24 protein-coding genes are annotated in these 25137 nt (G+C 63.5%); 11 read left to right on the forward strand and 13 right to left on the reverse strand.

Features of this window, described 5'->3' with window-relative positions; translation table 11 throughout:
* Positions 1–173: 173 nt before the first annotated feature.
* On the reverse strand, positions 174–1796 hold the full coding sequence (gene xseA / locus ABIB06_RS23035; RefSeq protein ID WP_354052437.1) for an exodeoxyribonuclease VII large subunit: 1623 nt from the start codon (positions 1794–1796) through the stop codon (positions 174–176).
* Positions 1797–1932: 136 nt separating this feature from the next.
* On the opposite strand from xseA, the gene ABIB06_RS23040 reads away from it, so the two are divergent.
* The 4 genes from ABIB06_RS23040 to ABIB06_RS23055 all read left to right on the forward strand — a co-directional run bounded on the left by ABIB06_RS23040 (position 1933) and on the right by ABIB06_RS23055 (position 5902).
* Positions 1933–2943, forward strand: coding sequence for an alpha/beta hydrolase (locus ABIB06_RS23040; protein ID WP_354052436.1), 1011 nt, complete (start codon positions 1933–1935; stop codon positions 2941–2943).
* Between the two features lie 280 nt (positions 2944–3223).
* A complete protein-coding gene (locus ABIB06_RS23045) occupies positions 3224–3778 on the forward strand; it encodes a hypothetical protein (protein ID WP_354052434.1) in 555 nt (184 codons plus the stop codon).
* Entirely contained in the window at positions 3778–4077 is a 300-nt protein-coding gene (locus ABIB06_RS23050; RefSeq protein WP_354052432.1) for a winged helix-turn-helix domain-containing protein, read from the forward strand. The genes ABIB06_RS23045 and ABIB06_RS23050 overlap by 1 nt, the downstream gene beginning before the upstream one ends.
* A gap of 91 nt (positions 4078–4168) precedes the next feature.
* Positions 4169–5902, forward strand: a complete 1734-nt coding sequence (locus tag ABIB06_RS23055) for a DUF262 domain-containing protein (protein WP_354052430.1) — start codon at positions 4169–4171, stop codon at positions 5900–5902.
* A gap of 967 nt (positions 5903–6869) precedes the next feature.
* On the opposite strand, the gene ABIB06_RS23060 is transcribed toward ABIB06_RS23055, so the two are convergent.
* Positions 6870–7463, reverse strand: a complete 594-nt coding sequence (locus ABIB06_RS23060) for a hypothetical protein (protein ID WP_354052429.1) — start codon at positions 7461–7463, stop codon at positions 6870–6872.
* Between the two features lie 428 nt (positions 7464–7891).
* Between ABIB06_RS23060 and ABIB06_RS23065 the strand changes: the two genes are divergently transcribed.
* The 3 genes from ABIB06_RS23065 to ABIB06_RS23075 all read left to right on the forward strand — a co-directional run bounded on the left by ABIB06_RS23065 (position 7892) and on the right by ABIB06_RS23075 (position 10915).
* A complete protein-coding gene (locus tag ABIB06_RS23065; protein WP_354052427.1) occupies positions 7892–8425 on the forward strand; it encodes a hypothetical protein in 534 nt (177 codons plus the stop codon).
* Positions 8426–8540: 115 nt separating this feature from the next.
* Positions 8541–9824, forward strand: a complete 1284-nt coding sequence (gene purD, locus ABIB06_RS23070) for a phosphoribosylamine--glycine ligase (RefSeq protein WP_354052425.1) — start codon at positions 8541–8543, stop codon at positions 9822–9824.
* 185 nt (positions 9825–10009) lie between these two features.
* Positions 10010–10915: an alpha/beta fold hydrolase gene (locus ABIB06_RS23075; protein ID WP_354052423.1), complete on the forward strand. Its 906-nt coding sequence runs from the start codon at positions 10010–10012 to the stop codon at positions 10913–10915.
* Here ABIB06_RS23075 and ABIB06_RS23080 read toward each other — a convergent pair.
* The gene (locus tag ABIB06_RS23080; RefSeq protein WP_354052421.1) at positions 10912–11370 is read right to left on the reverse strand and encodes a nucleoside deaminase; all 459 of its coding nucleotides are present in this window, start codon (positions 11368–11370) and stop codon (positions 10912–10914) included. The genes ABIB06_RS23075 and ABIB06_RS23080 overlap by 4 nt on opposite strands.
* 120 nt (positions 11371–11490) lie before the next feature.
* On the opposite strand from ABIB06_RS23080, the gene ABIB06_RS23085 reads away from it, so the two are divergent.
* Together ABIB06_RS23085 and rsmD are read left to right on the forward strand one after the other, a co-directional pair.
* Positions 11491–13611, forward strand: coding sequence for a pseudouridine synthase (locus ABIB06_RS23085; protein WP_354052420.1), 2121 nt, complete (start codon positions 11491–11493; stop codon positions 13609–13611).
* A 2-nt stretch (positions 13612–13613) separates the two neighbouring features.
* Positions 13614–14168, forward strand: a complete 555-nt coding sequence (gene rsmD, locus ABIB06_RS23090; protein WP_354052418.1) for a 16S rRNA (guanine(966)-N(2))-methyltransferase RsmD — start codon at positions 13614–13616, stop codon at positions 14166–14168.
* Between the two features lie 9 nt (positions 14169–14177).
* Here rsmD and mutL read toward each other — a convergent pair whose 3' ends face one another.
* The gene (mutL, locus tag ABIB06_RS23095; RefSeq protein WP_354052417.1) at positions 14178–15980 is read right to left on the reverse strand and encodes a DNA mismatch repair endonuclease MutL; all 1803 of its coding nucleotides are present in this window, start codon (positions 15978–15980) and stop codon (positions 14178–14180) included.
* Between the two features lie 252 nt (positions 15981–16232).
* On the opposite strand from mutL, the gene ABIB06_RS23100 reads away from it, so the two are divergent.
* Positions 16233–16550: a ribbon-helix-helix domain-containing protein gene (locus ABIB06_RS23100; protein ID WP_247343537.1), complete on the forward strand. Its 318-nt coding sequence runs from the start codon at positions 16233–16235 to the stop codon at positions 16548–16550.
* Positions 16551–16669: 119 nt separating this feature from the next.
* On the opposite strand, the gene ABIB06_RS23105 is transcribed toward ABIB06_RS23100, so the two are convergent.
* The 4 genes from ABIB06_RS23105 to ABIB06_RS23120 are packed head-to-tail and all read right to left on the reverse strand — an operon-like array spanning position 16670 to position 19643.
* On the reverse strand, positions 16670–18238 hold the full coding sequence (locus ABIB06_RS23105) for a GMC family oxidoreductase (protein ID WP_354052415.1): 1569 nt from the start codon (positions 18236–18238) through the stop codon (positions 16670–16672).
* Positions 18239–18266: 28 nt separating this feature from the next.
* A complete protein-coding gene (locus tag ABIB06_RS23110; RefSeq protein ID WP_354052414.1) occupies positions 18267–18815 on the reverse strand; it encodes a gluconate 2-dehydrogenase subunit 3 family protein in 549 nt (182 codons plus the stop codon).
* Between the two features lie 45 nt (positions 18816–18860).
* On the reverse strand, positions 18861–19256 hold the full coding sequence (locus ABIB06_RS23115) for a VOC family protein (RefSeq protein WP_354052412.1): 396 nt from the start codon (positions 19254–19256) through the stop codon (positions 18861–18863).
* Positions 19257–19643, reverse strand: coding sequence for a c-type cytochrome (locus ABIB06_RS23120; RefSeq protein ID WP_354052411.1), 387 nt, complete (start codon positions 19641–19643; stop codon positions 19257–19259).
* Between the two features lie 200 nt (positions 19644–19843).
* On the opposite strand from ABIB06_RS23120, the gene ABIB06_RS23125 reads away from it, so the two are divergent.
* Positions 19844–20257, forward strand: coding sequence for a hypothetical protein (locus ABIB06_RS23125; protein ID WP_247352944.1), 414 nt, complete (start codon positions 19844–19846; stop codon positions 20255–20257).
* A 59-nt stretch (positions 20258–20316) separates the two neighbouring features.
* Here ABIB06_RS23125 and arfB read toward each other — a convergent pair whose 3' ends face one another.
* The 5 genes from arfB to lspA all read right to left on the reverse strand — a co-directional run bounded on the left by arfB (position 20317) and on the right by lspA (position 25127).
* Entirely contained in the window at positions 20317–20733 is a 417-nt protein-coding gene (arfB, locus tag ABIB06_RS23130; RefSeq protein WP_247352946.1) for an alternative ribosome rescue aminoacyl-tRNA hydrolase ArfB, read from the reverse strand.
* A 115-nt stretch (positions 20734–20848) separates the two neighbouring features.
* Positions 20849–22213, reverse strand: coding sequence for a M16 family metallopeptidase (locus ABIB06_RS23135; RefSeq protein ID WP_354052409.1), 1365 nt, complete (start codon positions 22211–22213; stop codon positions 20849–20851).
* Positions 22210–23601, reverse strand: a complete 1392-nt coding sequence (locus ABIB06_RS23140) for a M16 family metallopeptidase (protein ID WP_354052466.1) — start codon at positions 23599–23601, stop codon at positions 22210–22212. The genes ABIB06_RS23135 and ABIB06_RS23140 overlap by 4 nt, the downstream gene beginning before the upstream one ends.
* 205 nt (positions 23602–23806) lie before the next feature.
* On the reverse strand, positions 23807–24535 hold the full coding sequence (locus tag ABIB06_RS23145) for a hypothetical protein (protein ID WP_247353091.1): 729 nt from the start codon (positions 24533–24535) through the stop codon (positions 23807–23809).
* Between the two features lie 97 nt (positions 24536–24632).
* Positions 24633–25127, reverse strand: coding sequence for a signal peptidase II (gene lspA / locus ABIB06_RS23150; protein ID WP_354052407.1), 495 nt, complete (start codon positions 25125–25127; stop codon positions 24633–24635).
* Positions 25128–25137 lie beyond the last annotated feature (10 nt).

Raw genomic sequence — 25137 nt, forward strand, 5'->3', positions numbered from 1 at the left:
CCGCTCGCAATGACGGGGATGGGGCTGCATTTGCACGCACACTCGCTGTCATCGCCCGGCTTGACCGGGCGATCCAGTACTCCGAGACGTCAGTGGCTCATCGAGAGGCTGCGGCGTACTGGATTCCCCGCCTGCGCGGGGAATGACACTGAGGGCGGAGCAGCGCCGCGCCTCTAGAACAAATTACCCTGATCCACCGGCTTGCCCATGCGCTTCGCTGCGGGCTTGGTGTCCTGCGCGGCGGGCTTCGATTGCGTTGGCGCGCGCTTCGCCGCGGGCGCAGGCCGATCCGCATCCGCCGTCGCGGCCACACGGCCATCCGCAAACTCGATCTCCATCCGCGCATTCGGCCCGACGCTGTCGGCCGAGTGCAGCGGATGGCCGGCTTCATCGCGCACCAGCGCAAAGCCGCGCGCGAGCACGCCGCGATAGGACAAAGCGGAGAGCAGCTTGCCGCTGTTCTCGACGCGGGCATCCAGCCTCTGCAACAACGTGACCAGCGCGCGGCCCGCGCGCTCGGCAAGTCGATGCGTGCGTTCGCGCTGACGCGCAATCGCGTTGCGTTGCGCCTGCGCGTTGGAGAGCTTTGAGGCGCGCAAGCGCACCTCCAGCCCGGCAAAGCGGTCGCGCCGCCGCCGCAGCAGCGAGCGCGTGGACAGGCCGAGCCGCTCGCCGCACACGGTGAGGCGATGATCGGCCTGCGCGATCTGACCATGCAGCACCCGCAGCGTCAGCTTGGCGCCGGCGGCGGTGAACCGGCGGAAATGCGCATGCGTGTTGGCCTTGAGGCAGCGGGGCAGGGACGCACCTGCCGAATCCAGCCGCTGCCGCGGGATCGCCAACAGGTCGCCGGCCGCCGGCAGGGCGCGCGCGGCGGCACGCAGTTCGCTGCGGCGGCTCTCATGGGCGCGCTGCCAATAGGCGCGGGTGCGGCGCCCGAGATCGGCGACCTCGACGAAGAGATCGCTGCGAACCGGCACCGCCATCTCGGCCGCCGCCGTCGGCGTCGGCGCGCGCTTGTCGGCGACGAAATCGATCAGCGTGATGTCGGTCTCGTGGCCCACCGCCGAGATCAGCGGGATCATGCTCTCGGCCGCGGCGCGGACCACGATCTCCTCGTTGAACGACCAGAGATCCTCCAGCGAGCCGCCGCCGCGTGCGACGATCAGCACGTCGGGCCGCGGAATCTTGCCGCCCGGGGCAATCGCGTTGAAGCCGCGGATCGCGGCCGCGACCTGCTCGGCCGAGCCTTCGCCCTGCACCTTGACCGGCCACACCAGCACGTGGCGGGGAAAGCGGTCCTCCAGTCGGTGCAGGATGTCGCGGATGACGGCGCCGGTCGGCGAGGTCACGACGCCGATCACCTCTGGCAGCCAGGGCAGCAGCTGTTTTCGCGCTTCGTCGAACAGGCCTTCGGCGGCGAGCTTCCTCTTGCGCTCCTCCATCAGCGCCATCAGGGCGCCGATGCCGGCCGGCTCCAGCGCCTCGATCACGATCTGGTATTTCGAGGAGCCCGGATAGGTGGTCAGCTTCCCGGTGGCGATGACCTCGAGTCCCTCCTGGGGCTTGAAGCGCATCCGCCCGTGCACGCCCTTCCAGATCACCGCCTCGATCTTGGCGCTCTCGTCCTTGAGCGCGAAATAGCAATGGCCGGAAGAATGCGGCCCGCGGAAGCCGGAGATCTCGCCGCGGACCCGGACATGGCCATAGGTGTCTTCCACCGTCCGTTTCAGGGACTGCGAGAGCTCGGAAACGGTGAATTCGGGGGTGTTGAGCAGGGGTTCCGCTGAAGGCATCGGCAAACGATTCGGCATTTTGGGGTCAGACCCGACGTTAAGGATTTTCGCCGCGCGGCGCCATCGGGGGATTGATCAAAAGAGTACTCTGTATTATAGAGTTCTCTATATTTTATCAGTTTGAAGGGAGTAGATCATGGCAATTCGACTGCTACGCGGCGGTTTGAACGGACTGAAATGGGCCTTGTGTGCGGTCGGCGGTGTCGCGCTGATCCTGACCGCGATGATCGCAACGCCGCTGGAGCGGCCGCCGGAGATGCGATCGGTCTCCGACTCCGCCAAGGGCATCGATTGGTCCACGCTGCCGGCCCTGGAACGCTTTCAGGCCCGCGACGGCACCTGGATCGGTTTCCGCCACTACGTTGCCAGCGGCCCCGCGACAGGCCGTGGCGCGATCTTCATCCACGGCTCTTCCGGCTCCAGCGGCACCGTCAATCATGCGCTGACCCATGCGATCGCCTCGCGCGGGGTGGAGACCTGGGCGCTCGACATCCGCGGCCATGGCGGCTCCGGCACGCGCGGCGACATCGGCTATGTCGGCCAGCTCGAAGACGACCTCGTCGACTTCGTCGCTCAAATCCGCAAGACCGCACCGGAGCTGCCGCTCACCCTGATCGGCCATTCCGCCGGTGCCGGCTTCTCCCTGCGCGTCGCCGCGACACCGATCATGCAGGACATGTTCGTGCGCACCGTGCTGCTCGCGCCCTATCTCGGCTACGACGCACCGACAAACAAGCCGCGTGCCGGCGGCTGGGCCAATTTCGATCTGCCGCGCTTTCTTGGGCTCGCCACCCTGCGCAAGCTCGGCATCGACTGCTGCGCGCAGCTTCCGGTGCTCGCACTCGCCGTGCCGGCGAGTTCGGCAAAGTATCTCGTCTCCACCTATTCGGACCGCCTGACGCGCAATTTCGCGACGCGCGGCTATCGCGTCGATCTTCCGGCGGTAACGCATCCGATCACGATCTTCGGCGGCGCCGAGGACGAGATGATGATCTCGGATAAGTATGCGGAGACCGTGCAGGCCATCAAGCCGTCGGTCGAGGTCATGATCATCGACGGCATCAACCACATGGGCATCGTCACCAATCCGAAGGCGATCTCGGTCATCGCCGAGGATGTGGCAACGCGCGGGGCAGGGCAGTCATGATGCGATCCGCTGATGGCAAGGCAATCGTAGATAGGAGCGGTTTCCCCGTGGCCATCCTTCGAGACGCCCGCCTGCGTCGGGCCCTCAGGATGAGGGCGGAGTTTGCGGCAGCCGCTTTAACGGGTCCTGGTGCAGCTGAGCCTCATCCTGAGGAGACCGCTGGAAGCGGTCGTCTCGAAGCCTCATCCTGAGGAGACCGCGTAGCGGTCGTCTCGAAGGACGAGGCGCGCGCTCAGGTGTCACCGAGCGTCATACGAGCCCAGGGACAGAAAGGGACGACATGATCGACAGCAAAGAGGCGTCCGCGGCGCTGGCCGATATCGACGATATCGTCCAGCGCGTGAAGCAATCGCAGCTCTACGAGCTGGCGGGCCTCGCGGTCGTCTGGTGGGGCATATTGGTGTTCGCGGGCAATCTCGTGACCTGGCTTTGGCCGGTCTATGCGATCTACGCCTGGGTTGCCGTGGATGTTGTCGGCGTCGTCGGTCTGGTTGCACTCCGCCTGGTCAATCCGCCGCGGCACTCCCATGGTCGCGGCTTCGAGATCAGACTGCTTCTGCTGTTCGTGCTGTTCTTTGCCTTCGGTTATCTTTGCACCAGCGTGATCGGCCATTTCGGTCCGCGCCAGCTGGGCACGTTCTGGCCGCTCTACTTCATGCTGTTCTACGCGCTGGCGGGTCTCTGGTTCGGCTATGCCTTCATTGCGATCGGTCTTGGAATTGCCGCGCTGACGCTGATCGGCTTCTTCTATATCGGCGAGGCGTTTCCGCTCTGGATGGCCTTCGTCAATGGCGGAGGCCTGATCCTCGGCGGCCTCTGGATGCGGCGGATCTGATGGCCGAGCTCGACGATATCATTCACCAGCCGTTGCGGCTGAAGATCATGGCGGCTCTCAACGCGCTGCCGGCCGCCGCAGGATTGGAGTTTTCCCGGCTGAAAAAGCTCACCGGCGCGACCGACGGCAATCTCGGTGCGCATATCGAGACGCTGGCCAAGGCGGGTTACGTTTCGGTGGAAAAAGCCTTCGTCGGCAAGAAGCCGCAGACCACGGTCACTGCCACCGCGGCGGGTCGTGGCGCCTTCGCGCGGCACGTCGCGACGCTGCAGGAGATCATTGCGGGGAAGCAGGTGTAGCGCCGATTATCGACCAATTTCCATCTGGCTTCCGAATGACCGTTACAGTAGCTTCGATCCGTACTGGCTACCAGGGGTTTTGGGAACAAAAATGACGCAACAGCTTAGTTTAATTGAAGCTCACGAAAGCAGACTCAATCAAATCTTCAGTGACGATTACGAATTCGAAATTCCGTCCTATCAGCGTCCGTATGCGTGGGAAGAGCAACAAGCTCAAGAACTTCTCACGGACTTCATAGAAGCCATGGACAACGGCGACGACGTTTATTTTCTCGGCAGCATCGTGCTTATCAAAGAGCCACACAAGCCGCTGTCGCGCGTTGTCGACGGTCAACAGCGACTTACCACTTTGACCATCATCTTGAGTATATTGCGGGACCTGACGACCGATCAGGAAGTGAGAGGAACGCGGCGCGTTTATGTCTATCAGAAAGCCAATCCAGATAGCGGCGCAGCCGAGCGGTTTCGCTTGTTGCTTCGCCAGCGTGACCGCGCATTCTTTCAGAAGTACATCCAGAATCCGGATGCAACAAACTCCCTTCCCGATCCGGACCTCCTCGAAGGTAGCCAACAAAACATAGCTCGCAATGCAATTCATCTCCGATCCGAACTCTCAAAACTCGACGAAGATCGGCGCAACAAACTGATTGCTTACTTAATTCAGCGTTGCTACCTCGTCGTCGTCGCTGTCCCGACGCCCGAAGCCGCGAGACGCATCTTCACTGTGCTCAACGCCCGCGGGTTGGACCTCACCGCCACTGATATTTTAAAGGCCAATCTTCTGGAGCGCGCGGGCTCGAACGAGAAGGACTTGGCCGAGCGATGGGAAACCGCCGAGCTTGCACTCGGTAGAGATCGCATGGTCGAACTGTTTGGCCACATTCGAACAATGTTCGAGAGAGACAAGCCCCGCATCGCGCTTGAAGTTGGCTTTCCGAAGTTCGTTCAAACCTTCAATGAGAACGCAGAAAGATTTGTGTCGGATACGCTAGAGCCGATCGCTGACGCAATGCTCCTTGTGGGCGAGTCTCCTGGCGTGAAAAAGCAATTCGGAGACGAAGCCGCAAAGGCCGTTCGCTCTCTGGAACGAATCGATAACAAGGACTGGATGCCGCCAGTTCTGCTTCGACTCTGGAAGCGCAAAAAGGACGATCAAACAAGCGTTGCCGCATTTCTGGTTGAGATCGAACGCCTCGCTTATTATCTCTTTGTGACGCGAGCGGATATTAACACGCGCATTGCGCGATACTCCGGGGTTATGGACGAATTCGACCCTCGTTCAGGCAAGGAGAAGCCAAAAGCGGGCATTGCTTTAACTGCTGCCGAGCAACAGGAATTCTTGGATGCACTAAGTGGGCCGCTTTATCAAAAGGCACGTGTTTGCAAACCCGTGTTACAGCGACTCGACGAAGCCCTGTCTAGCGGCGGGGCAAGCTATGATGAGCTTGTCTCCATCGAACATGTGTTGCCGCAGACCGTATCGGATAGCAGTGAATGGGCGACCCTTTTCCCTGAAGAGGCCCAACGCGCTGAATGGACGCACCGGCTTGCCAATCTTGTGTTCTTAACCCGCCGCATCAACACCCGCGCTTCGAACTGGGACTTCGGCCGAAAAAAGAAAGAGTACTTCGTATCCAAGGACGGAGCCTCGCCGTTTCCATTGACACAAGGTGTCTTACAGGCGGGCAGCTGGACGCCAGAGCATTTAGTTCAACGCCAAGCAACCCTGATAGGCCGGCTGGCAAGCGTCTGGAGCTTAGCTCAGCTTCCAACCGATGGGTCCACGCAGCAGGCCAAGGAAGGAAAGTTGACTACAACGGCCTGAGGACTGTCCACGCTTCGACGCGTGCTTGATGCCACCTCGCTTGCCTCCGCTCCGCCAGATTGACGGTGAAGAAGAAACACCCACCCGGAACGAAGTTGCGGCGGTACGCGGTCATGACGCGACGTCACCACGAAACAAGTGCGATGGGTTTCGCAAGCGCTCAACCCATCCTACGGGCTGGCGCGTTGCTGGGCTCCGCGAAGTGAGGGGCATTAGTATCATAGTCGCAACCCCCTAATGTTGAAAGAGAGTCGGCTCGGTTCTGCTGGCAGTGCAGTAATCACGCGAGTCGGAATCCGAGGATGTGTGAACTTGTACCGTCAGAACGAGATCGACGAATGGACCTAGGTTTTCAACCTCACTAAAATCGCAAGTAATTCAATCAGAAAGGCAAGGGGCGGGACGCAAGTTCCGCCCCTTGTCGTTTGTGACAGTAAATGCCCATCTTTGCGCTATCATAGTCGCTGAGAGGCCGAAGAAGTTAACGCGATTCAAACCGCCCTAGTTTTAAAGGGGTGTTCGAGTCTCGGGATATTAACCATTCGGCCTTAGGTTGTTTGGCAAACATTCGAACCCTCATTGTGAGGACAGGGATATGGCGGACGTGAAACTGCCCCAACGGGCGGGCGATAAAACTCGGCCTGAATCTGAACTAAGTCAGATCTTGGCTCGGGCACCCGAGCTGATAGCCGCCGCCGGGACTCGGTACGGTAGCTTCCTCGTCTTCATGGCCATCATGAGGAGCAGGGGGCCGTGGGGGATGGCCATCGGCTCTGTCGCCGTGCTGCTGTACAAGTACGGGCTGCGATAGCCGATGGTCGCGCTACGCCCAAAGGGGTGTTGACCGGAATCCCAGTAATTACTATCCATATACGCACTGAAGCCCGCCTCGGGTTGGATTCGAGAACGGGCTTCAGCTCTTACCCCTTGTGGAAGGGGGCAGTACGGGGTGGGTGACCGAGGTCACCTATTCGGTAATGTCCGGCTGATGATCCACATCAGTCTCCTCCTCTCCCTTCGGGTGTTGTGGACTGCTCCTTCGCTTTCCAGGGGACGGAGCCTTCCGAAGTTTAGATGCGGCGCGGGCCTTCTTGGCCGGCGCCGTTTTCTTTTTGGCCTCCTCCTTCGGCTTCTTCGCGTCAGGGTACCATGCGGCCAGGCCCCAGGTTCCTTGAGGCAGCCGGTGGAAGACAAGCGGCTGGGTGCGCAGCAGGGCGCGCATGCCGACCATGGCGATGTCGGGCGTCTTGGATTCGAACTGATAGCCGCCCTGGACAAGAGCGTCGTAGATCTCACGGGTGTTGGCTGGACCGAGGCCCTGTGCCTTTCGCATCTCTAGGTACGCGCGCATCGCCGGCGTCTGCTTCATGCCGTAGAAGGTGTCGTCGCTGATCTGCGTGACCTTGGTGGCGTTGCTGACGGTTGCCTCGTTGTAACGGGGAGGGTAGCCGGCCTCTTTGCACAGGTGGTTGATGGTCCGCTCCAGGTCAGCAACTCCCGCTAGCGCCTCCTCGCGGCGGCGCTCCATGGCGGCTATTGCTGGGTCGAACTCAGAAGGCATCGGAAATCCGAACAGGTGATGTTAGCCGCAATGTAAATGGGTTCCGTTGGAATCTACAAGGGCTTGGTGCAGATTCTTTCGGGGAAAGATGAAATTGGCTTGTCGCGTGTACCGCGCGGGCAAATATACGATATCATTTATTTCGGAATTAGATAGTAATTACAGTACTTTGATAGGAAGAACTGTTTCACATAAATTTTCACGTGAAACGAACGTCGAAACGACCGCCGCTGTAAAACACCGGGATAACACCGATACAAAACGTAATGCGATCACCGCAAATCATCATCAAGAACCATCACCGCGGCGAATCGCGCGCCCATACACCGAATTTTACAACCCCCGATTCGCCGAAAGCATTGCGGATACGGCCAGCTGCCCGTGCAATTAATTTCACTTCGACAACCGACTAAACGGAGGAGTTCAACGTGAGCATCGTCTATCAGCAGATGCCGGAGGGCACCGTCCTAGAGGCCGTGATGCCCGATTGGGTTAAGCTCAGCATCGCGGATTGCATCATTGTGTTCGGACGTGTCGAACAGAAAATGGTTGAGATTGCTTGGGACCTAGCCGGCACGACTGAGGTGAAAGATCGGGTGAAGCGCGCGCGTGTACCAGCTGCGGATAACTTCGACGAACTTCTTTCTGTCATTGAGGAAGCTGCAGGGCAGAAGTTCGATGCACTCAGAGAATCATTCACCAAGCTCGCACACGACCGCAATCTGATAGCCCATGGTCACTGGCTCATGGCTGGCGGCAAGCCGTACGTCGTGTGGCACGAGTTTTTGACGGACACCGATAGCGCGATGGGCGAATTCTTTGAAGAGCATCGCTTCCAGTACTTCAAGACGCGCGGAGACAAGCTGCACGACACATGCAAACGGTGGCACGACATGATTACGGAAGGGCAGGGCAAGACGGCCGGAATTCTTGACCGCATCCCCCACAGTTCACAAACCTAGCCGGCTGTGCGCGCAATAGCGCGTCCTGACGGGGAATGGGAGGTCACCCCCCCTTGAGCCCCACCCCGATTCATGCGACCTCGCGTCCAGCAAACCTCTCCTTTTCGAGCCCTCGATGCACATTCTCCTGCTTGGTTCCGGCGGCCGCGAACATGCCCTGGCGTGGAAGATCGCAGCCTCTCCCCTGGTGACCAAATTCTGGTGCGCGCCGGGCAATGCCGGGATCGCGCGCGAGGCGGAATGCGTGGCGCTCGACGTCGCCGACCATGCCGCCGTGATCGCCTTCTGCAAGACCAATGCGGTCGAGCTCGTGGTGGTCGGCCCGGAGACGCCGCTGGCGGCCGGGATCGTCGATGACCTCACCGCCGCCGGCATCAAGGCATTCGGACCGGACAAGATCCCCGCCCAGCTCGAAAGCTCCAAGGGCTTTACCAAGGCGCTCTGCACCGAATTCGGCATTCCGACCGGCGCCTACAAGCGCTTTACCAACGCCAGCGATGCGCGTGCCTATGTCCAGAGCCAGGGCGCGCCGATCGTGGTCAAGGCCGACGGCCTTGCCGCCGGCAAGGGCGTCGTCGTCGCCAAGACCGTGCGCGAGGCCGAGGACGCCATCGCCATGATGTTCGAGGGCGCCTTCGGCGAGGCTGGCGCTGAGGTCGTGATCGAGGAGTTTTTGCCGGGCCGCGAGATCAGCTTCTTCGCGCTGTGCGACGGCGAGACCGCCATTCCGCTGGCGTCCGCGCAGGACCACAAGCGCGTGTTCGACCACGACGTCGGCCCGAACACCGGCGGCATGGGCGCCTATTCGCCGACGCCGCTGGTCACGCCTGCGATCCACGACGCGATCATGGCCAAGATCATTCTGCCGACGGTCGGCGGCATGAAGCAGCGCGGCACGCCGTTCCGCGGCATCCTCTATGCCGGGATCATGCTGACGACGCAGGGCCCGAAACTGTTCGAGTTCAACGTCCGCTTCGGCGATCCCGAGTGCCAGGTGCTGATGCTGCGGATGATGTCGGACATCGTGCCGGCGTTCCTGGCGTCCTGCGACGGGCAGCTGAAGCATTTTGATCTGCGCTGGCATCCGGATTCCGCGCTCACAGTGGTGATGGCGGCGAAGGGATATCCCGGCGACTATCAGAAGGGCACGCGGATCGAGGGGCTCGATGACGCCGCGAAGGTCGAGACCGCCGAGATCTTCCACGCCGGGACGGTCGAGAAGGACGGCGCCATCCTCGCCAATGGCGGCCGCGTGCTCAATGTCTGCGCGCTCGGCAAGACCGTGACGGAAGCGCAAGGCCGCGCCTATCAGGCCGTCGACCGCATCAACTGGCCGGAAGGCTTCTGCCGCCGCGACATCGGCTGGCAGGCGGTGGAAGCCGAGAAGGCCAAGGCCTGACAGCGGTTTTTCGCACGCGCGCGCAATGTCCGGCCGCGCCCGTCGGCACTCCAAAATTGTGCAGGCAGGTGTTGAACTTAGCTACTGTGCATGGGGTTGTTTTCGAGATTTTTGTTTTGGGGCCTCCCAAGTCTTGGGCACTTCAAGACTGAGCAGATCCAGCTGACCAGATAAGGATGCAGAAGATGTCCGATCTCGCCGACCTCTATCCCGGCTTCGCCTCCGAATGGATCAACACCTCCTTCGGCCGCATCTTCGCCCGCGTCGGCGGCAAGGGACCGCCGCTGTTGCTGCTGCACGGCTTCTCCGAGACCAACGTGATGTGGCACCGCGTCGCGCCGCAGCTTAGCGACCAGTTCACGCTGATCATCGCCGATCTGCCCGGCTATGGCTGGTCCGACATGCCCGAGAGCGATGCGCTGCACATGCCCTACAGCAAGCGCGCGATGGCCAAGGCCATGGTCGAGGCGATGGAGAGCCTCGGCCACGTGCACTTCGCGCTCGCCGGCCACGATCGCGGCGGTCGCGTCTCCTATCGCCTTGCGCTCGATCATCCCGGCCGGCTGTCGCGCCTCGCCGTGCTCGATATCCTGCCGACCTATAATTACTGGGAGCGGATGAACCGTGCCTATGCGCTGAAGATCTATCACTGGACTTTTCTGGCGCAGCCCGCACCGTTGCCGGAAACGCTGATCTCGAGCAATGGCGAGTTCTTCCTGCGTTTCAAGATGGCGAGCCAGACCAGGTCGAAGACGCTCGACGCCATCGACGAGCGCGCGCTCGAACACTACATCGCCCCGTTCCGCGATCCCGCCCGCGTCCACGCGATGTGCGAGGATTACCGCGCCGGCGCCTATTTCGATTACGATCTCGACAAGGCGGACTTCGAGGCCGGCAAGAAGATCACCATTCCGATGCTGGCGCTGTGGGGCGATGCCGGTATTGCGCAAGCCGCCGCCACCCCGCTCGGCATCTGGAAGCAATGGGCGACGAATGTCGTCGGCATGCCGGTGGATTCGGGACACTTCCTCACCGAGGAGAACCCTGATGTCACAGCCAAGGCGCTGCGCGAGTTCTTTGCGGCGGGTTAGCGCCGCTCCTGGAAGAAGTCCTTGAGCAGCCGCGCCGACTCGCTTTCGCCGACCCCGGAATAGACATCCGGGACGTGATGGCAGGTCGGCGAGGTGAAGAACCTCACGCCGGACTCGACCGCGCCGCCCTTGGGATCGGCGGCGCCGTAATAGAGCCGCCTCACCCTTGCAAAGGAGATCGCGCCCGCACACATGGTGCAGGGCTCCAGCGTCACGTAGAGGTCGCAGTCGACCAGGCGCTCGCTGCCGATCTTTTTGGCGGCTTCGCGGAGCGCGATGATCTCGGCATGAGCCGTAGGGTCGTAGTCGGTCAGGGTCCGGTTCGCCGCGGTGGCGATGACCTCGAAGTTGCGGACCACGACGCATCCGATCGGAACTTCGCCCGACTTTCCGGCGTTTTCAGCCGTTCTGAGCGCCAAATCCATGAAAGAGGGGGCTTTCAAGCCTCGTATCATCCCGAGAAACCTGCTAGTAGCTGCGCCTTCAGCAGAAGTGCTTACCGAATTTGCCTGAGCATGCGGCTCGAAACGAGCGCGCACAATGCTTTCTGGCCACCCCCCTGAGTGAGATTATTCATGCCTCGCGACAGCGACAAAGACAATGATTCCCGCGGCCGGCGCGACCGTGGCCCGGCCAAGGGCGGCCGTTCCGGCAAGGCTCGGGGCCCCGAGAAGAAGTTCGCCAAGCGCGGATTTGAGGGCAAGAGCGACAGCCGCCCGCCCCGCGGCGACAGTGACAGCCGACCGGTCCGCCGCCGCGAAGACGGTGATGCGCCGCGCCGCGATTTCAGCGACCGCCCGAAGTTCAAGCGCGAAGACCGGCCGCGCGGCGAGGATCGGGGCGAGCGCAGCTTCAAGCCGCGTGGCGACCGTCCCTTCAAGCCGCGTGAAGACCGTCCGTTTTCCGATCGCCCGTCGCGCGACGGCGAGAAGCGCCCGTTCAAGCCTCGTGGCGACCGCCCATTTTCTGATCGCCCCTCGCGCGATGGCGAGAAGCGGCCGTTCAAGCCGCGCGGTGATCGCCCGTCCTATGGGCGTGATGACCGTCCGCCGCGCAGGGATCGCGACGATTCCCGTCTGGCCGGCCGGACCGGTGACACGAAATTTGGCGACAAGCGACCTTACGCACCGCGCGGCGACCGTCCGGAACGCAAGTTCGACGGCGAGCGGAAGTTTTCGCGCGGCGCACCGGGCCGTGGCGAGCGCAGCGATTCAAAGCCTTGGCAGAAGCGCGATGCGGCTCCCCGTGGGGACCGGCCGCCGCGCAAGGACTTCAGCAAGGGCCCGCGCAAGGATTTTGGCGGCAGCGACCGCGGTCAGGACAAGCCCTGGCAGAAGCGCGACGATCGGCAAGGCGGCGGCGAAGACCGTCCACGCTTTTCGCGTTCGCGCGACGATCGTCCATCGGGTGATCGTCCGTTCCGTGAGCGTCCCAAATTCGATCGTCCCCGCGATGATCGTCCCAAGTTCGATCGGCCCCGTCGTGACAGCGATGGTGAGCGTGGTGGGCGCGGCGGCGACCGCCCAAAATTCGATCGTCCGCGCGAGCGCTCCGACTGGCACGAGCATCCGCGCAGCGACAGCGATCGTCCGCGGCGTGAAAACGAGGACGACAGCCGGATCTTCGAGAAGCGTCCCGCCTTCGGCGGTCGCGGCGCTTATCGCGAGCGCGATCGTGATTTCGACCGCCGGCCGCGCCGGGAAGAAGAGCCCAAGCCGAAGAAAGCCGGTGAGCGTATCGCCAAGGTGTTGTCGCGTGCGGGTCTCGCCTCGCGCCGCGATGCCGAGGAGATGGTCACGCAGGGTCGCGTCGCCGTCAACGGCCGTGTCATCAATTCGCCGGCGCTCGACATCACCTCGAACGATGTCGTCACCATCGACGGCAAGCCGATGCCGGAGCGCGAGCGCACGCGGCTGTTCCTCTATCACAAGCCGCGCGGGCTGATGACCACGCATGACGACCCCGAGGGGCGTCCGACCGTGTTCGACAATCTGCCCGAAGGCCTGCCGCGGCTGATTTCGATCGGCCGGCTCGACTTCAACACCGAGGGCCTGCTGCTGCTCACCAATGATGGTGGGCTCGCGCGCACGCTCGAGCTGCCGGACACCGGCTGGCTGCGCCGCTATCGCGTCCGCGCCCACGGGGACGTCACGCAGGCGCAGCTCGACGAGCTGAAGAACGGCATCGAGGTCGAGGGCGTCAAATACGGTCCGATCGATGCCACGCTGGAGCGTGACCAGGGCGCCAATGTGTGGCTGGTTTTCGCGATCCGCGAAGGCAAGAATCGCGAAGTGCGCAATGTCTGCGCCCATCTCGGGCTCGAGGTGAACCGTCTGATCCGCGTGTCCTACGGCCCGTTCCAGCTCGGCGAGGTTCCCGAAGGCCAGGTCGAGGAGATCAAGTCCCGCGTGCTGCGCGACCAGCTCGGCGACAAGATCATCGAGAAGTCGGGTGCCCAGTTCGACGTGCCGCAGAAATCTGCCGCGCGTGAGGGAGACGACGCGCCGCGCGAGAAGAAGCCCGCCAGCAAGCGCGGCGTGATCAGCGACCGCAAGGGCCGCCGCGTGCTGGTGCAGCGCACCGGCAGCGAGGAGGCGCGCGAGCGCAATGAGTCCGAGGCCAGTGGCTACGGCCCGCCGCGCCGTCCCAAGCGCGGCTATCACGGCAAGCGCGATCTGGCGCCGAAGGAGGACTGACGTTGCGCGTCGTCGGCGGTCGATTGAAGGGGCGCAATTTGGCCTCACCGTCCTCGCGCGACATCCGCCCCACGGCGGACCGCCTGCGCGAGTCCGTGTTCAACATCCTCGTGCACGCCTATGACGATCCGATTTCGGACGCGCGCGTGCTCGATCTCTTCGCCGGCACCGGCGCGCTCGGCATCGAAGCGACGTCACGCGGCGCGAAGTTCACGCTGTTCGTCGACAACGGCGCGGAAGCGCGCGCCCTGCTCCGCAACAATGTCGAGTCGCTGGGCTTGGGTGGCGTCACCAAGGTCTATCGCCGCGATGCGACCGATCTCGGGCCTGCACATCCGGTCGAGCCGTTCTCGCTGGTATTCCTCGATCCGCCCTACGGCAACGGTTTTGCGGAGAAGGCGCTCGCGAGCCTGCGTGATGGCGGCTGGCTCACGCCAGGCGCGCTGCTCGTGGTGGAGGAGGCGAAGACGGCGCAATTCATCACGCCCGAAGGCTTCGAGGAATTGGAGCGGCGGGCGTATGACGACACGGAGTTCGTGTTTCTGAAGGCGCCGTAGCCTACGAACTCACCGCCGCCCGAACAGCTTCTCCACATCCGACAGCTTCAGCTCGACATAGGTCGGGCGGCCGTGGTTGCACTGGCCGGAGTTCGGGGTGTCCTCCATCTCGCGGAGCAGGGCGTTCATCTCCTCCGGCCGCAGCCTTCGGCCGGCGCGCACCGAGCCGTGGCAGGCCATGGTTGCGGCGACGTGCATCAGGCGGCGCTCGAGCGGCAGCGCCTCGTCCCACTCGGCCATGTGCTCGGAAAGATCGCGCAACAGCCCGCCCGCGTTGGTCTTGCCGAGCAGTGACGGCGTCTCGCGCACCGCGACCGCGCCGGGGCCGAAGGATTCGATCGCAAGGCCAAACGACGTCAGCTCTTCGCTGCGCTCGAGCAGGCGCTCTACCGTGGCCTCGTCCATCTCGACGATCTCGGGGATCAGCAGGATCTGCCGCTGCACGCCATTGGCAGCCAGCGAAGCCTTCAGCCGCTCGTAGACGATGCGTTCATGCGCGGCGTGCTGGTCGACAATGATCAACCCGTCGCGGGTCTGCGAGACGATATAGGTCTCGTGGATCTGGGTGCGTGCCGCGCCGAGCGGACGGTCGACCAGGTCGCCGACGGGCTGGCTCTCGATCCGCACGTCTGCGCTCGGCGCGCCGACGTCGAATGCGGCCTGCGCGCGCTCGGCGAAGGAGGGCGCCGCGGCACCGTCGAAAGACGGCATCGAGGCGGATGGCGACTGGCGCCAGTCCCAGCTTGCCGGGCGCGGCGTGAATGCGGGGCGGAACGAAGACAGTGCGCTTTCGCCGCCGTTGGCGGCCGTACGCCGGCCCTCCCGCGCGAGCCCTTCCTTCAATCCGTGCACGATCAGCGCGCGCACGAGGCCTGCGTTGCGAAACCGGACCTCGGTTTTGGCCGGATGGACGTTGGCGTCGACCTCGCGCGGATCGAGCGTGACGAACAGCGCCAGCACCGGATGGCGGTCGCGCGGCAGATAATCGGCATAGGCCCCGCGCACCGCGCCGAGGATCAGCTTGTCGCGCACCGGGCGGCCGTTGACGAAAAGATATTGCCCGAGCGCGTTGGCTTTGGTCAGCGCGGGCGCCGCGGCATAGCCGGCGACCACGACGCCCTCGCGCTCGGCATGGACCTCGATGGCATGGCTGCGGAACTCCGCCCCCAGGATGTCGCCGAGGCGGGTCAGTCGACCGGCGACGCCGGGCAGCGCCGCAGCCCAGGTCACCGGCGCGCGCTCTTCGCCCGCCAGCGTGAAGGCGATTTCGGGCCGCGCCATCGCGAGCCGCCGCACCACCTCGCGGATCGCTTCCGCCTCGGTGCGGTCGGTCTTCAAAAACTTCAGCCGCGCCGGCGTCGCGTAGAAGAGGTCGTTGACCTCGACCCGCGTGCCGTGCGCGAGCGCGGCTGGCATGATCCCGGATTTCTCGCCGCCCTCGACATTGAGCGCCCAGGCGTGCGGCTCGCCGGCATGCCGCGTGGTGATGGAGAGCCGCGCGACCGAGCCGATCGAGGGCAGCGCCTCGCCGCGGAATCCAAGCGTGCGGATCTGCAGCAGGTCCTCGTCGTCGAGTTTGGAGGTGGCGTGACGCTCGACCGCCAGCGACAGGTCCTTGGCGGTCATGCCGCCGCCGTCGTCGGTGATGCCGATCCGCCGGCGCCCGCCGCCATCGGTGAAGACGTCGATCCGGCTCGCGCCGGCATCGATGGCGTTTTCGACCAGTTCCTTGACCACGCTCGCGGGACGTTCGACCACCTCGCCGGCGGCGATGCGGTTGACGACCTGTTCTGGCAATTGGCGGACGGGCATGAACTCGATCTTGGGCTTGCGATCTGGATTCGCTGACAGCGCTATTCTAGGCCGTGTTGCGTCAAAAGCATGTGTTGGGCAACAGGAACGTGGCGGGCTGGGGAAAAGGGCCGTCTATCGCATTGAAGAGATTGGACGTTCGAGAAAATCGCGCACCCCGGATGGATTGATCTCCGGGTGCTGGTCCCGATTGTGGGGTACCGGGCTGCGGTGTAGCATCGTGAAAAAACGGCAACAGGACGGGAGGACGCCATGTGCCATCTCTTCGCGCACCAGCCCCAACGCGACTACGAATCCCAGACCCGTTCGTTACGGATCGGTGGGCATTGCACCTCGATCCGTCTGGAAATGGCATTCTGGGACACGCTGGACGAGATCGCGGCCAAGGAGAACATGAGCGTCGGCAAGTTCCTGACGACGCTCTACACCGAGGTGCTCGACCACCACGGCGAGGTCAATAATTTCGCCTCGTTGCTGCGCTGCTCCTGCCTGATCTATCGCTCCCGAAGCATAGCGTCGGTGCAGGAATTCAAGGCCACGGTGACGCCCATCCTCGATGCAGCCGAATAGCGACTATAAGATCCCTCCGCCGTCATTGCGAGGAGCCCTTGCGACGAAGCAATCCAGACCGTCACTGCGGCGGGATTCTGGATTATTTCGCTTCGCTCGCAATGACGGGGAGAGAGCGATCAGATCTCCTTCTTCTGCATCGCGCCGGCAATGTAATCCGCCTGCCGGATCGCGAGCGAGACGATGGTCAGCGTCGGATTGCAGGCCGCACCGCTGGTGAACTGGCTGCCGTCGGAGACGAACAGATTCTTGACGTCGTGGCTCTGCCCGAACTTGTTGACCACGCCGTCGCGCGGCTTCTCGCTCATCCGGTTGGTGCCGAGATTGTGGGTGCTCGGATAGGGCGGCGTCGGATAGCTCACGGTGGCGCCGACAGCGTCGTAGACCGCCGCCCCCTGCTTGTAGGCATGCGCGCGCATCGCGAGATCGTTGGGATGATCGTCGAAATGCACGCTTGCGACCGGCTGTCCGAACTTGTCCTTCACGGTTGGATCGAGCGTGATGCGGTTGGTCTCCTGTGCCATGTCCTCGCCGACCAGCCACATGCCGGCCATTCGGGGATAGCCGTCGAGCGCTGCGGTGAACGGACGTCCCCAGGCGCCGGGGTTGAGGAACGCCGCCATGAAGGGCAGGCCGATCGACAGCGTCTCCATCTCGTAGCCGCCGACGAAGCCGCGCTTCGGATTGTTGGTGGCCTCGTCGCGGATGATGCCGGCCATGGTGGTGCCGCGATACATGTGCACCGATTTCTCGAACACGGCGTAGACGCTGCCGGTCATGTGGCGCATGTAGTTGCGGCCAACCTGACCACTCGAGTTGCCAAGGCCGTCCGGAAACATCGTGGATGCGCTGTTCAACAGCAGCCGCGGGCTTTCGATCGAATTGCCGGCCACCGCAACGATGCGTGCCTTCTGGCGCTGCATCGCGCCCGTCTCGTCGGCGTACACCACGCTGGTGACCTTGCCGCCCGCGTCATGCTCGATCTTGACCGCCATGCTCGCGGGGCGGACTTCGAGATTGCCGGTCGCCTCGCCCTTGGGTATCTCAGTGTAGAGCGTCGACCATTTCGCGCCGGATTTGCAGCCCTGGAAGCAGAAGCCGATCTGCTGACAGGCGCCGCGGCCATCTCGTGGCTGGCTGTTGATGGCCATGTTGCCGGTGTGCACGGTTTTGTATCCGAGCTTCTTCGCGCCGGCCTCCATCACCCTGAAGTTATTGTTGCCGGGAAGTCCGGGAATGCCGTTGGTGCGGGTCACGCCCATCTTGTTCTCGGCCTTGGCGTACCACGGCTCCATCTCCGCGAGCGTGACCGGCCAGTCCAGCAGGTTGGCGCCGGGAAGGCTGCCGTAGGTGCTCTTCACCTTGAACTCGTGCTCGTCGAAGCGCAGCGACGCGCCGGCCCAGTGTGTGGTCGAGCCGCCGACCGCCTTGACGATCCAGGCAGGAAGACCCGAGAAGTCTTTTGCGACGCGCCATGTTCCCGATGTGGTGCGCGCGTCGGTCCAGGCGAGCTGCGAGAAGCTCTCCCACTCGTCATTGACGAAGTCCTGATTCTCGATGCGGGGACCTGCTTCGAGAATGACGACCTTGACGCCCTTCTGTGCGAGCTCGTTGCCCAGCGTGCCGCCGCCGGCACCGGAGCCGACGATCACCACAACGCTGGAGTCGTTCAGATCGAATTTTGCCATTTGCGTTCTCCTGAACCGTTGGGTGGCCTTAAGCCTTCGGCAGCCAGTCGATGTCGGCGAAGCCGCGGTTGATGTAACCGCCGTGCTCGGCGGAGGAGCCCTCGTAGCCGAACCGCGGCCAGACCTCCTTCTGGTTGTAGAGAGAGACGATGAGGTCGCCGCGCACCTTCTGGAAGAAGTCGCTCTGCTCGATCTCCTTCAAGAGCACCACGCGGTCGGCTTCCCAGGGCACTTCGGCATAGGGCGCCTTGTGGCGATCACGCGCGTTCTGATCGAGCCTGGTGATGCCGTCGCTGATCAGCACCTTGACGGACGCGTCTTTCGCCGCCTTGCCGTCCCACGGCTTGATCGCGGTGATGTAGTAGCTGTCGCCGAGGGCGTCGTGTGGATAGATATCGCGCGCGACCTTCAGCAGTGTCTTCATCGTCGCAGGCGAAAGCGCGCTTGCGTCATCGGCCCAGGCGCCATCGATGCTGACGGCGACGCTGGTCGCGACTGCCGCGACCGGAACGGCGGCCGCGGCGCCCTTGAGAAAGATGCGGCGGCTGTGCTTGCTTCGACGATCGACTTCTCTCATGGCATTCCTCCTTCGATTTTTGTGATTTTGATTTTTGTAGTTTGATCAGTTGAACCGTCCGCCGCGCTGGATCACCTCGATCTTGTAGCCGTCAGGGTCACTGACGAAGAAGAAGCGCGCCAGCGTTTTGCCGTCGTGCTTGAAGTCGCGCAGCGGACCCGGTGCGAGCTTTTCACGCTCGAAGCGGGAATGTTCGGCATCGAGATCCTCGACCACCACGGCGAGATGTCCATAGCCGTCGCCGAGCTGGTACGGCTCCTCGCGATCAGAGTTCACCGTCAGCTCCACTTCGAAGGTTGAGGAGGGGTGACGCAGATAGATCAGGGCAAAGTCCGAAAATTTCAGATGGTCGGCGATCTCCAGGCCGAAGGCGCGTCTGTAGAAGTCGAGCGAGCGCGCCTCGTCGAGCACGCGGATCATGGAATGAACGGGCTTCGCCATTCAGTTCTGCTCCTTCAGATAAGCGATAACGGCAGCGCGCGTCTCTGGCTTCGCCTGCCGGTAGACCATGGTCACGCCGGGAACGACGGCTTGCGGATCGGTCAGCCAAGCGTCGAGCCTGGTCTCGTCCCAGGCGAAGTCGGCTTTCGACAGCGCCTCTGAGTATTTAAAGCCTTCGGCCTTGCCGGCGGGGCGGCCCACGATCTTCACCAGTGGTGGGCCTTGCCGCATCGGTTCTGACAAGCTCAAGGTGTGGCACACCGCGCAGTGCTGCTTGAACAGTGTTGCGCCATCCGGCGGCTTTGCGGTCGGCAAAGGCATTTGCGCCTCGGCCACCCGCACCACCAGCACCATCGCGGTGCACAATCCCAGCACGATCGCGCGCATCGTCAAAAGCCCGCCCGTCCACGTCAATTCAGCGTGCGCAAACTCTAGGCGCGGCCAAACATGCGGTGGTAGTAGCGGGCTGTTTCGCCGCGAGCGGAGATGCTCACGGCCGCGTGTGTTCCGCACTGCCTAATATGCGGAGCACAATTCCGCGAAACCGCCGTCAAATCCCTAAACGATTACCACATGATGCGGATTGCATGACCAATGCGCCGCTTGATTTCTTTACGCGATGCAATGGACCGGTGCTGGCAAGCGGTGTCGGGAACGGCCGAGCCATTCATTGCAAAAAAATCCAGGAGAAATGGATGAAGTTGGTGAAGACCTCGATGATCGCATGCGCTCTGTCGGCTCTCATTGCGACGCCCGTTCTCGCGCAAGGCGCGCCATCCGCCAAGACAGGCGGCACCGTGCAAAGCAAACCCATGCAAGGCGGCACGATGGGCAGTGGCGATGAGGAGATGAGTGCTCAGCCGGGCGCAGCGGGCGAGAAGACCGGCATGAAGTCGACCAAAGGCACCAGAGGCACGGCCGGTACCACCGGCAGCGCTGCGCATAAGGGGACCGCCGACGATCCCACGACGGGCGGTGCTGCCCCATCCAAGCGTTACTAACCCGGCCGGGTCTGACGGCAGAACTCCGGTCGCCCTGCGGCCGGAGTTTTCTGCGCTAGCTAGTCGTCGAAGTGTCCGCCGCGCTTCGACTTGATGTCGCTGCGGCGCTTCTTGCCCTCGAGCCGGCGCTGCTTGGAGCCAAAGGTCGGCTTTGTCGCGCGCCGCGGCTTCGGCCGGACCATGGCTTCGCCGAGCATCTCCGTAAGGCGGTCGATGGCGTCCTGGCGGTTGCGCTCCTGGGTGCGGAAGCGTTGGGCCTGGATCACGATGACGCCGTCCTTGGTCATGCGCTGCCCTGCGAGCCGTGCGAGGCGCAACGCGGCATCCTCCGGCAGCGTCAGCTTCCGGGTATCGAAGCGCAATTGCGCCGAGGTCGCGACCTTGTTGACGTTCTGCCCGCCCGGGCCGGAGGCGCGGACAAAGCCGATCTCGATGTCGTCCTCGTCGATGACGAGATCGCGGGATATCCGCAGCATGGTGGCACCATTCGTGATGTCCGGACATATCGCGGACGTCTACGTTCGGCAATGGCGCTCATCCGAAACGCAAATGGCCGGGCGAACCCGGCCATTCCAAGCGACGTCGCGGAAGTCAGTTCGACTTCGGGGCCGCTGCGGCCGGTTGCGCCGCGGCCTGCGAAGCGCGGCCGACGACGACGGTCAGAAGCCCCTGGCCCCAGAGGCGCTTGGCGGCTGCCTTGGCGTCGTCCAGGGTCACCGCATCGACGACGCCGTTGCGCTTCTCGATATAGTCGATCGGCAGCTTGTCCTGCTGATATTGCAGCAGCGCCTGCGCGAGCTTCGAGGAGGTGTCGAGCGCCAGCATCTGTGAGCCCTTGAGATAGGATTTGGCCTCGTCGAGTTCCTTCTGCGTCGGGCCCTCCTCGGCGATCCGGCGCACTTCCTTCTCGATGGCGTCGATGGTGTCGCCGGCACGGTCGGCACGGGTACCGGTATTGCCGATGAAGACCGCCGAATGCTCCATCCAGAGCAGCGATTCGAACACCGAATAGGCCAGCCCGCGCTTCTCGCGCACCTCGCGATAAAGCCGCGAGGACAGCCCGCCGCCGCCGAGAATGTGGTTGACGACGTAGGCCGCCATGAAGTTCGGATCGCTGCGCTTCACCCCGGGGCCGCCGAAGGTGATCACGGTCTGGGGAACGTCGAGCGTCACGAAGGCGCGTTGCGGCGGCCTGGCGGCTTCGACGTCGGGGATCGGCACGAGATTGGCCTTGGCGGGCAGGCTGCCAAACGTGTGGTCGAGCAGCTTGCCGAGCGTGGCTGGATCGACGTCGCCAACCACCGCGATCTTCAGCGTGTCCTTGGCGAGTACGCGGCCGACATAATCCTTCATGTCGGCGATCGTGATTGTCGGGACACTGTCGAGATTGCCGTTGGACTGCCGGCCGTAAGGATGCTCGCCGAAGGCGACCTCCAGGAATTTGCGGCTCGCCAGCGAGGTCGGGTTGGTGGTCTCGCGGCGCAGGCCCGAGACCACCTGCGAGCGGATGCGTTCGACATCGGCGGTTTCGAAATGCGGCGAGGTCAGCGCGCTCCGCAGCAGGTCGAAGGCCTCGTCCTTGTTGTCGCGCAGCATGCGCAGGCTGCCGCGGAATGTGTCGCGCGTGGCGCTGAAGGAGAGCTCGATGGCGCGGCGGTCGAGCCGCTCATGGAAGGTCTTGGAGTCGAGATCGCCGGAGCCTTCGTCGAGGAGATCGCCGACCAGATTGGCGAGGCCCGACTTGTCCTTGGGATCCTGGGTCGAGCCGCCGGCGAAGGAATATTCCATGGCGATCAGCGGCACGGTCGCATCCTGCACGAACCAGGCTTCGATGCCGCCCGGCGAGGTCAAATGCTGGATCTTTGCAGCCGCCTGCGACGGCGACACCGCAGCGAGCGCGAGTGCCGCGCCGGTGACGAGGGAGAATGCGACGCGTCGAAGGAAGGGATAGGTCACGAACGCTTCTCCTCGCGCTTGGTGGTCGCGGTGTCCTTGATCAGATAGCCCGTCACCGAGCGCTTCTTCTCGAGCCATTTCTGCGCGACGGTGCGGACCTGCTCGGCGGTGACGGCGCGGATGCGGTCGGGCCAGCTCCGGATGTCCTCAATCGACAGGCCCGTGGTCAGCGCGCCGCCATACCAGCGCGCCAGAACAGCCTGGTTGTCCTGGGCGTAGATCGCCTCCGCGATGAGCTGGGTCTTCACGCGCTCCAGATCCTCGGCGCGAACCGGGTTCTGGGCGATGTCGGCAATGACGCCGTCGACCACCTGCTCGACTTCGGCGAAGCTGACGCCGGATTTCGGCGAAGCCGAGATCGCGAACTGGGTCGGGTCGAGCGAGATGCTCGAATAGCTGGCGCTGGCGGAGACCGCGAGCGGCTTGTCGACCACCAGCGCGCGGTAGAGATAGGAGTTGCTGCCGCTGCCCATCAGCTGCGCCAGCACGTCGAGGGCCGCGCTTTCGCCGGCTGCAGCCGTGGTCGCCGAGGGCACCAGGTAATAGCGCCGCAAGCCCGGCTGCTCGACGCGCGGGTCGGACAGCGTGACGGTGCGCGGTGCCGCGGGCTCCGGCTCCTGCGGGCGGATGCGTTGCGCCGGGATCGCGGGCTGCGCCGGGATGGAACCGAAATTGCGCTCGACCAACGGACGGATGTCGGCGGCGTCGACGTCGCCGGCGATCACCAGGATCGCGTTGTTCGGCGCGTAGAAACGACGGTAGAAGGCAAGTGCGTCTTCGCGATTGAGCTTCTCGATCTCCTGGTGCCAGCCGATCACCGGACGGCCATAGGGATGGTTGAGATAGAGCGCGGCCATGATCTGCTCGTTGAGGCGCGCGTCGGGGCTGTTGGCGACGCGCATGTTGTACTCTTCGAGCACGACGTCGCGCTCAGGCAGCACGTTCTCGTCCTTGAGGATCAGGCCGGTCATGCGGTCGGCCTCGAACTCCATCATGGTCGGCAACTGCTCGCGCGGCACGCGCTGGTAGTAGTTGGTGTAGTCGACCGAGGTCGAGGCGTTCTCGTTGCCGCCGACGCGGAGCACGGTCTGGGAGAATTCGCCGACCGGATGCTTCGAGGTGCCCTTGAACATCAGGTGCTCGAGGAAGTGCGCGAGCCCGGACTTGCCCGGCGTCTCGTCTGCGGAGCCGACCTTGTACCAGATCATCTCCGTGACGACGGGCGTGCGGTGGTCCGGAATCACCACGACCTGCATCCCGTTACCGAGCGTGAAGCTGGCGGGCGGAGCCGATGTCACCGTGGTCTGGGCGAACGCGGCGCTGGCTGAGAGGACACTGGTCGAAAGCAGCGCGGCAAGGAGGCAGGCAACCGATCGGTTTGCTGACATCATGATCCCTGGTGAAAGGCCGAGCCCGGATGCCCGGCTCGGAGGCACGGCATGCTACACCGTGCGGCTGAGGCTTCGCGTCACGAAGCAGAGAACGCAACTCGTAGGCAAGTTACTGATTAGCAATTTATAGACCGCGTCCGGCGTGCATCAGCCGCCGGTGCCGGGTTCGCGCCTGTCAGGACGTCGCGGCGGGTGAGGGGCGCTATTGTACCTTGTCCTTGCCCGTCATGATGTCGAAATAGGTCCGCCGCGATTTGTCCTCGCCGGCGCCATAGGCGTAGTTCGGTGACGGCGTCTGGTATCCCGGCGGCGGCTCGACCAGCGACGAGCGCGGCGGCTCGGTGGTGAACTGCTTGTTCTCGGCGCTCTTGCCGCCCTTCATCATATTCCACAACCCGCCGGTAAAACCGAGTTCGGCGGGGCTGAGCGACGGGTTGCTGTTGGCGCCCGGCTGAATGGGATCGTTGCTCGTGCGCTCGGGAGCGGCCGTCTGGCCGGCCTTCATCTCTGCGGGGGTCAGCGGCTGGGCGGCCTGCCAGTTCTCCGTCGCCTTGGTGGCCTTCTTCCGCGCGGCGATCGCTTCCTTGCGGCGCTTCTCCTCGGGATCCTTGGGCCAGTTCGGCGCATTCTGGGTCTGGGTCGCGGGCGGCGGCAGGTCGAGCTTGGGCGGCACCACCAGCGGCGAGCGCTCGCGGTATTCAATGCCGGGCTTTTCCATGCTCTTGGCGCCGATGCCGGACATCAGATTGTCGATGAGCTTCTCTTCGAAGGTCATGTCGTCGTCATCGGCATCATCGCCGTCACCGGCGCGGGCCGCGCCTGCCGACATGGCGAGACCGATGCCGAGGGCAACAGCGGACAATTTCAGTGCCCGCCAGAACCCCTGCTTGGGGTCTCGAACCATCGAACCGCTGGTCTTCGAGCTGCGCATCACTGTACCTGTTCCAAAATGTGCCAGTTTGCCGCTCTCGCGCGGCATAACCCCCCGCAAAAGCAAGGTTCCGCCTGCCGGTCCGTATCGGCCGGGATCAGGGCGCTTTTGCGGCGGGTACCCCCAGGAAGGAATCATACAATAGCGCCGCCACGCCGACAACGATGGCCACGTCGGCGAGGTTGAACACGTACCAATTATAGGTATTTCCGCCGATCTCGATGTGGAACAGGGCGAAATCGACCACCGCGCCATAGGCGAAGCGGTCGATGCCATTGCCGATGGCACCGCCGATGATCAGGCCGAGTGCGATGGTTGCCAGCAGGGTGTGCGAGCGGGCCATCCAGACCCCCAGCGCGACCACCGCAATGACTTTGACAGCCATCAGCGCCAGCTGCGCCGCCTGACCGTCGTTCTGGAGCCAGCCGAAGCTGATGCCGATGTTCCAGGCCAGCACCAGGTCGAAGAACGGCGTCACGCTCACCGCGCCGCGACGGGCGAGGTCGAACACGTTGAGCAGCCAGAGCTTTGAGGCCTGGTCGGCCACGAGCGTGAGCAAGGCCGTGAGGATGCCGGCGCGGAGCGGGGTCATGGCCGCGGGG

Source organism: Bradyrhizobium sp. LB8.2 (assembly GCF_040548035.1).
Classification (GTDB): domain Bacteria; phylum Pseudomonadota; class Alphaproteobacteria; order Rhizobiales; family Xanthobacteraceae; genus Bradyrhizobium.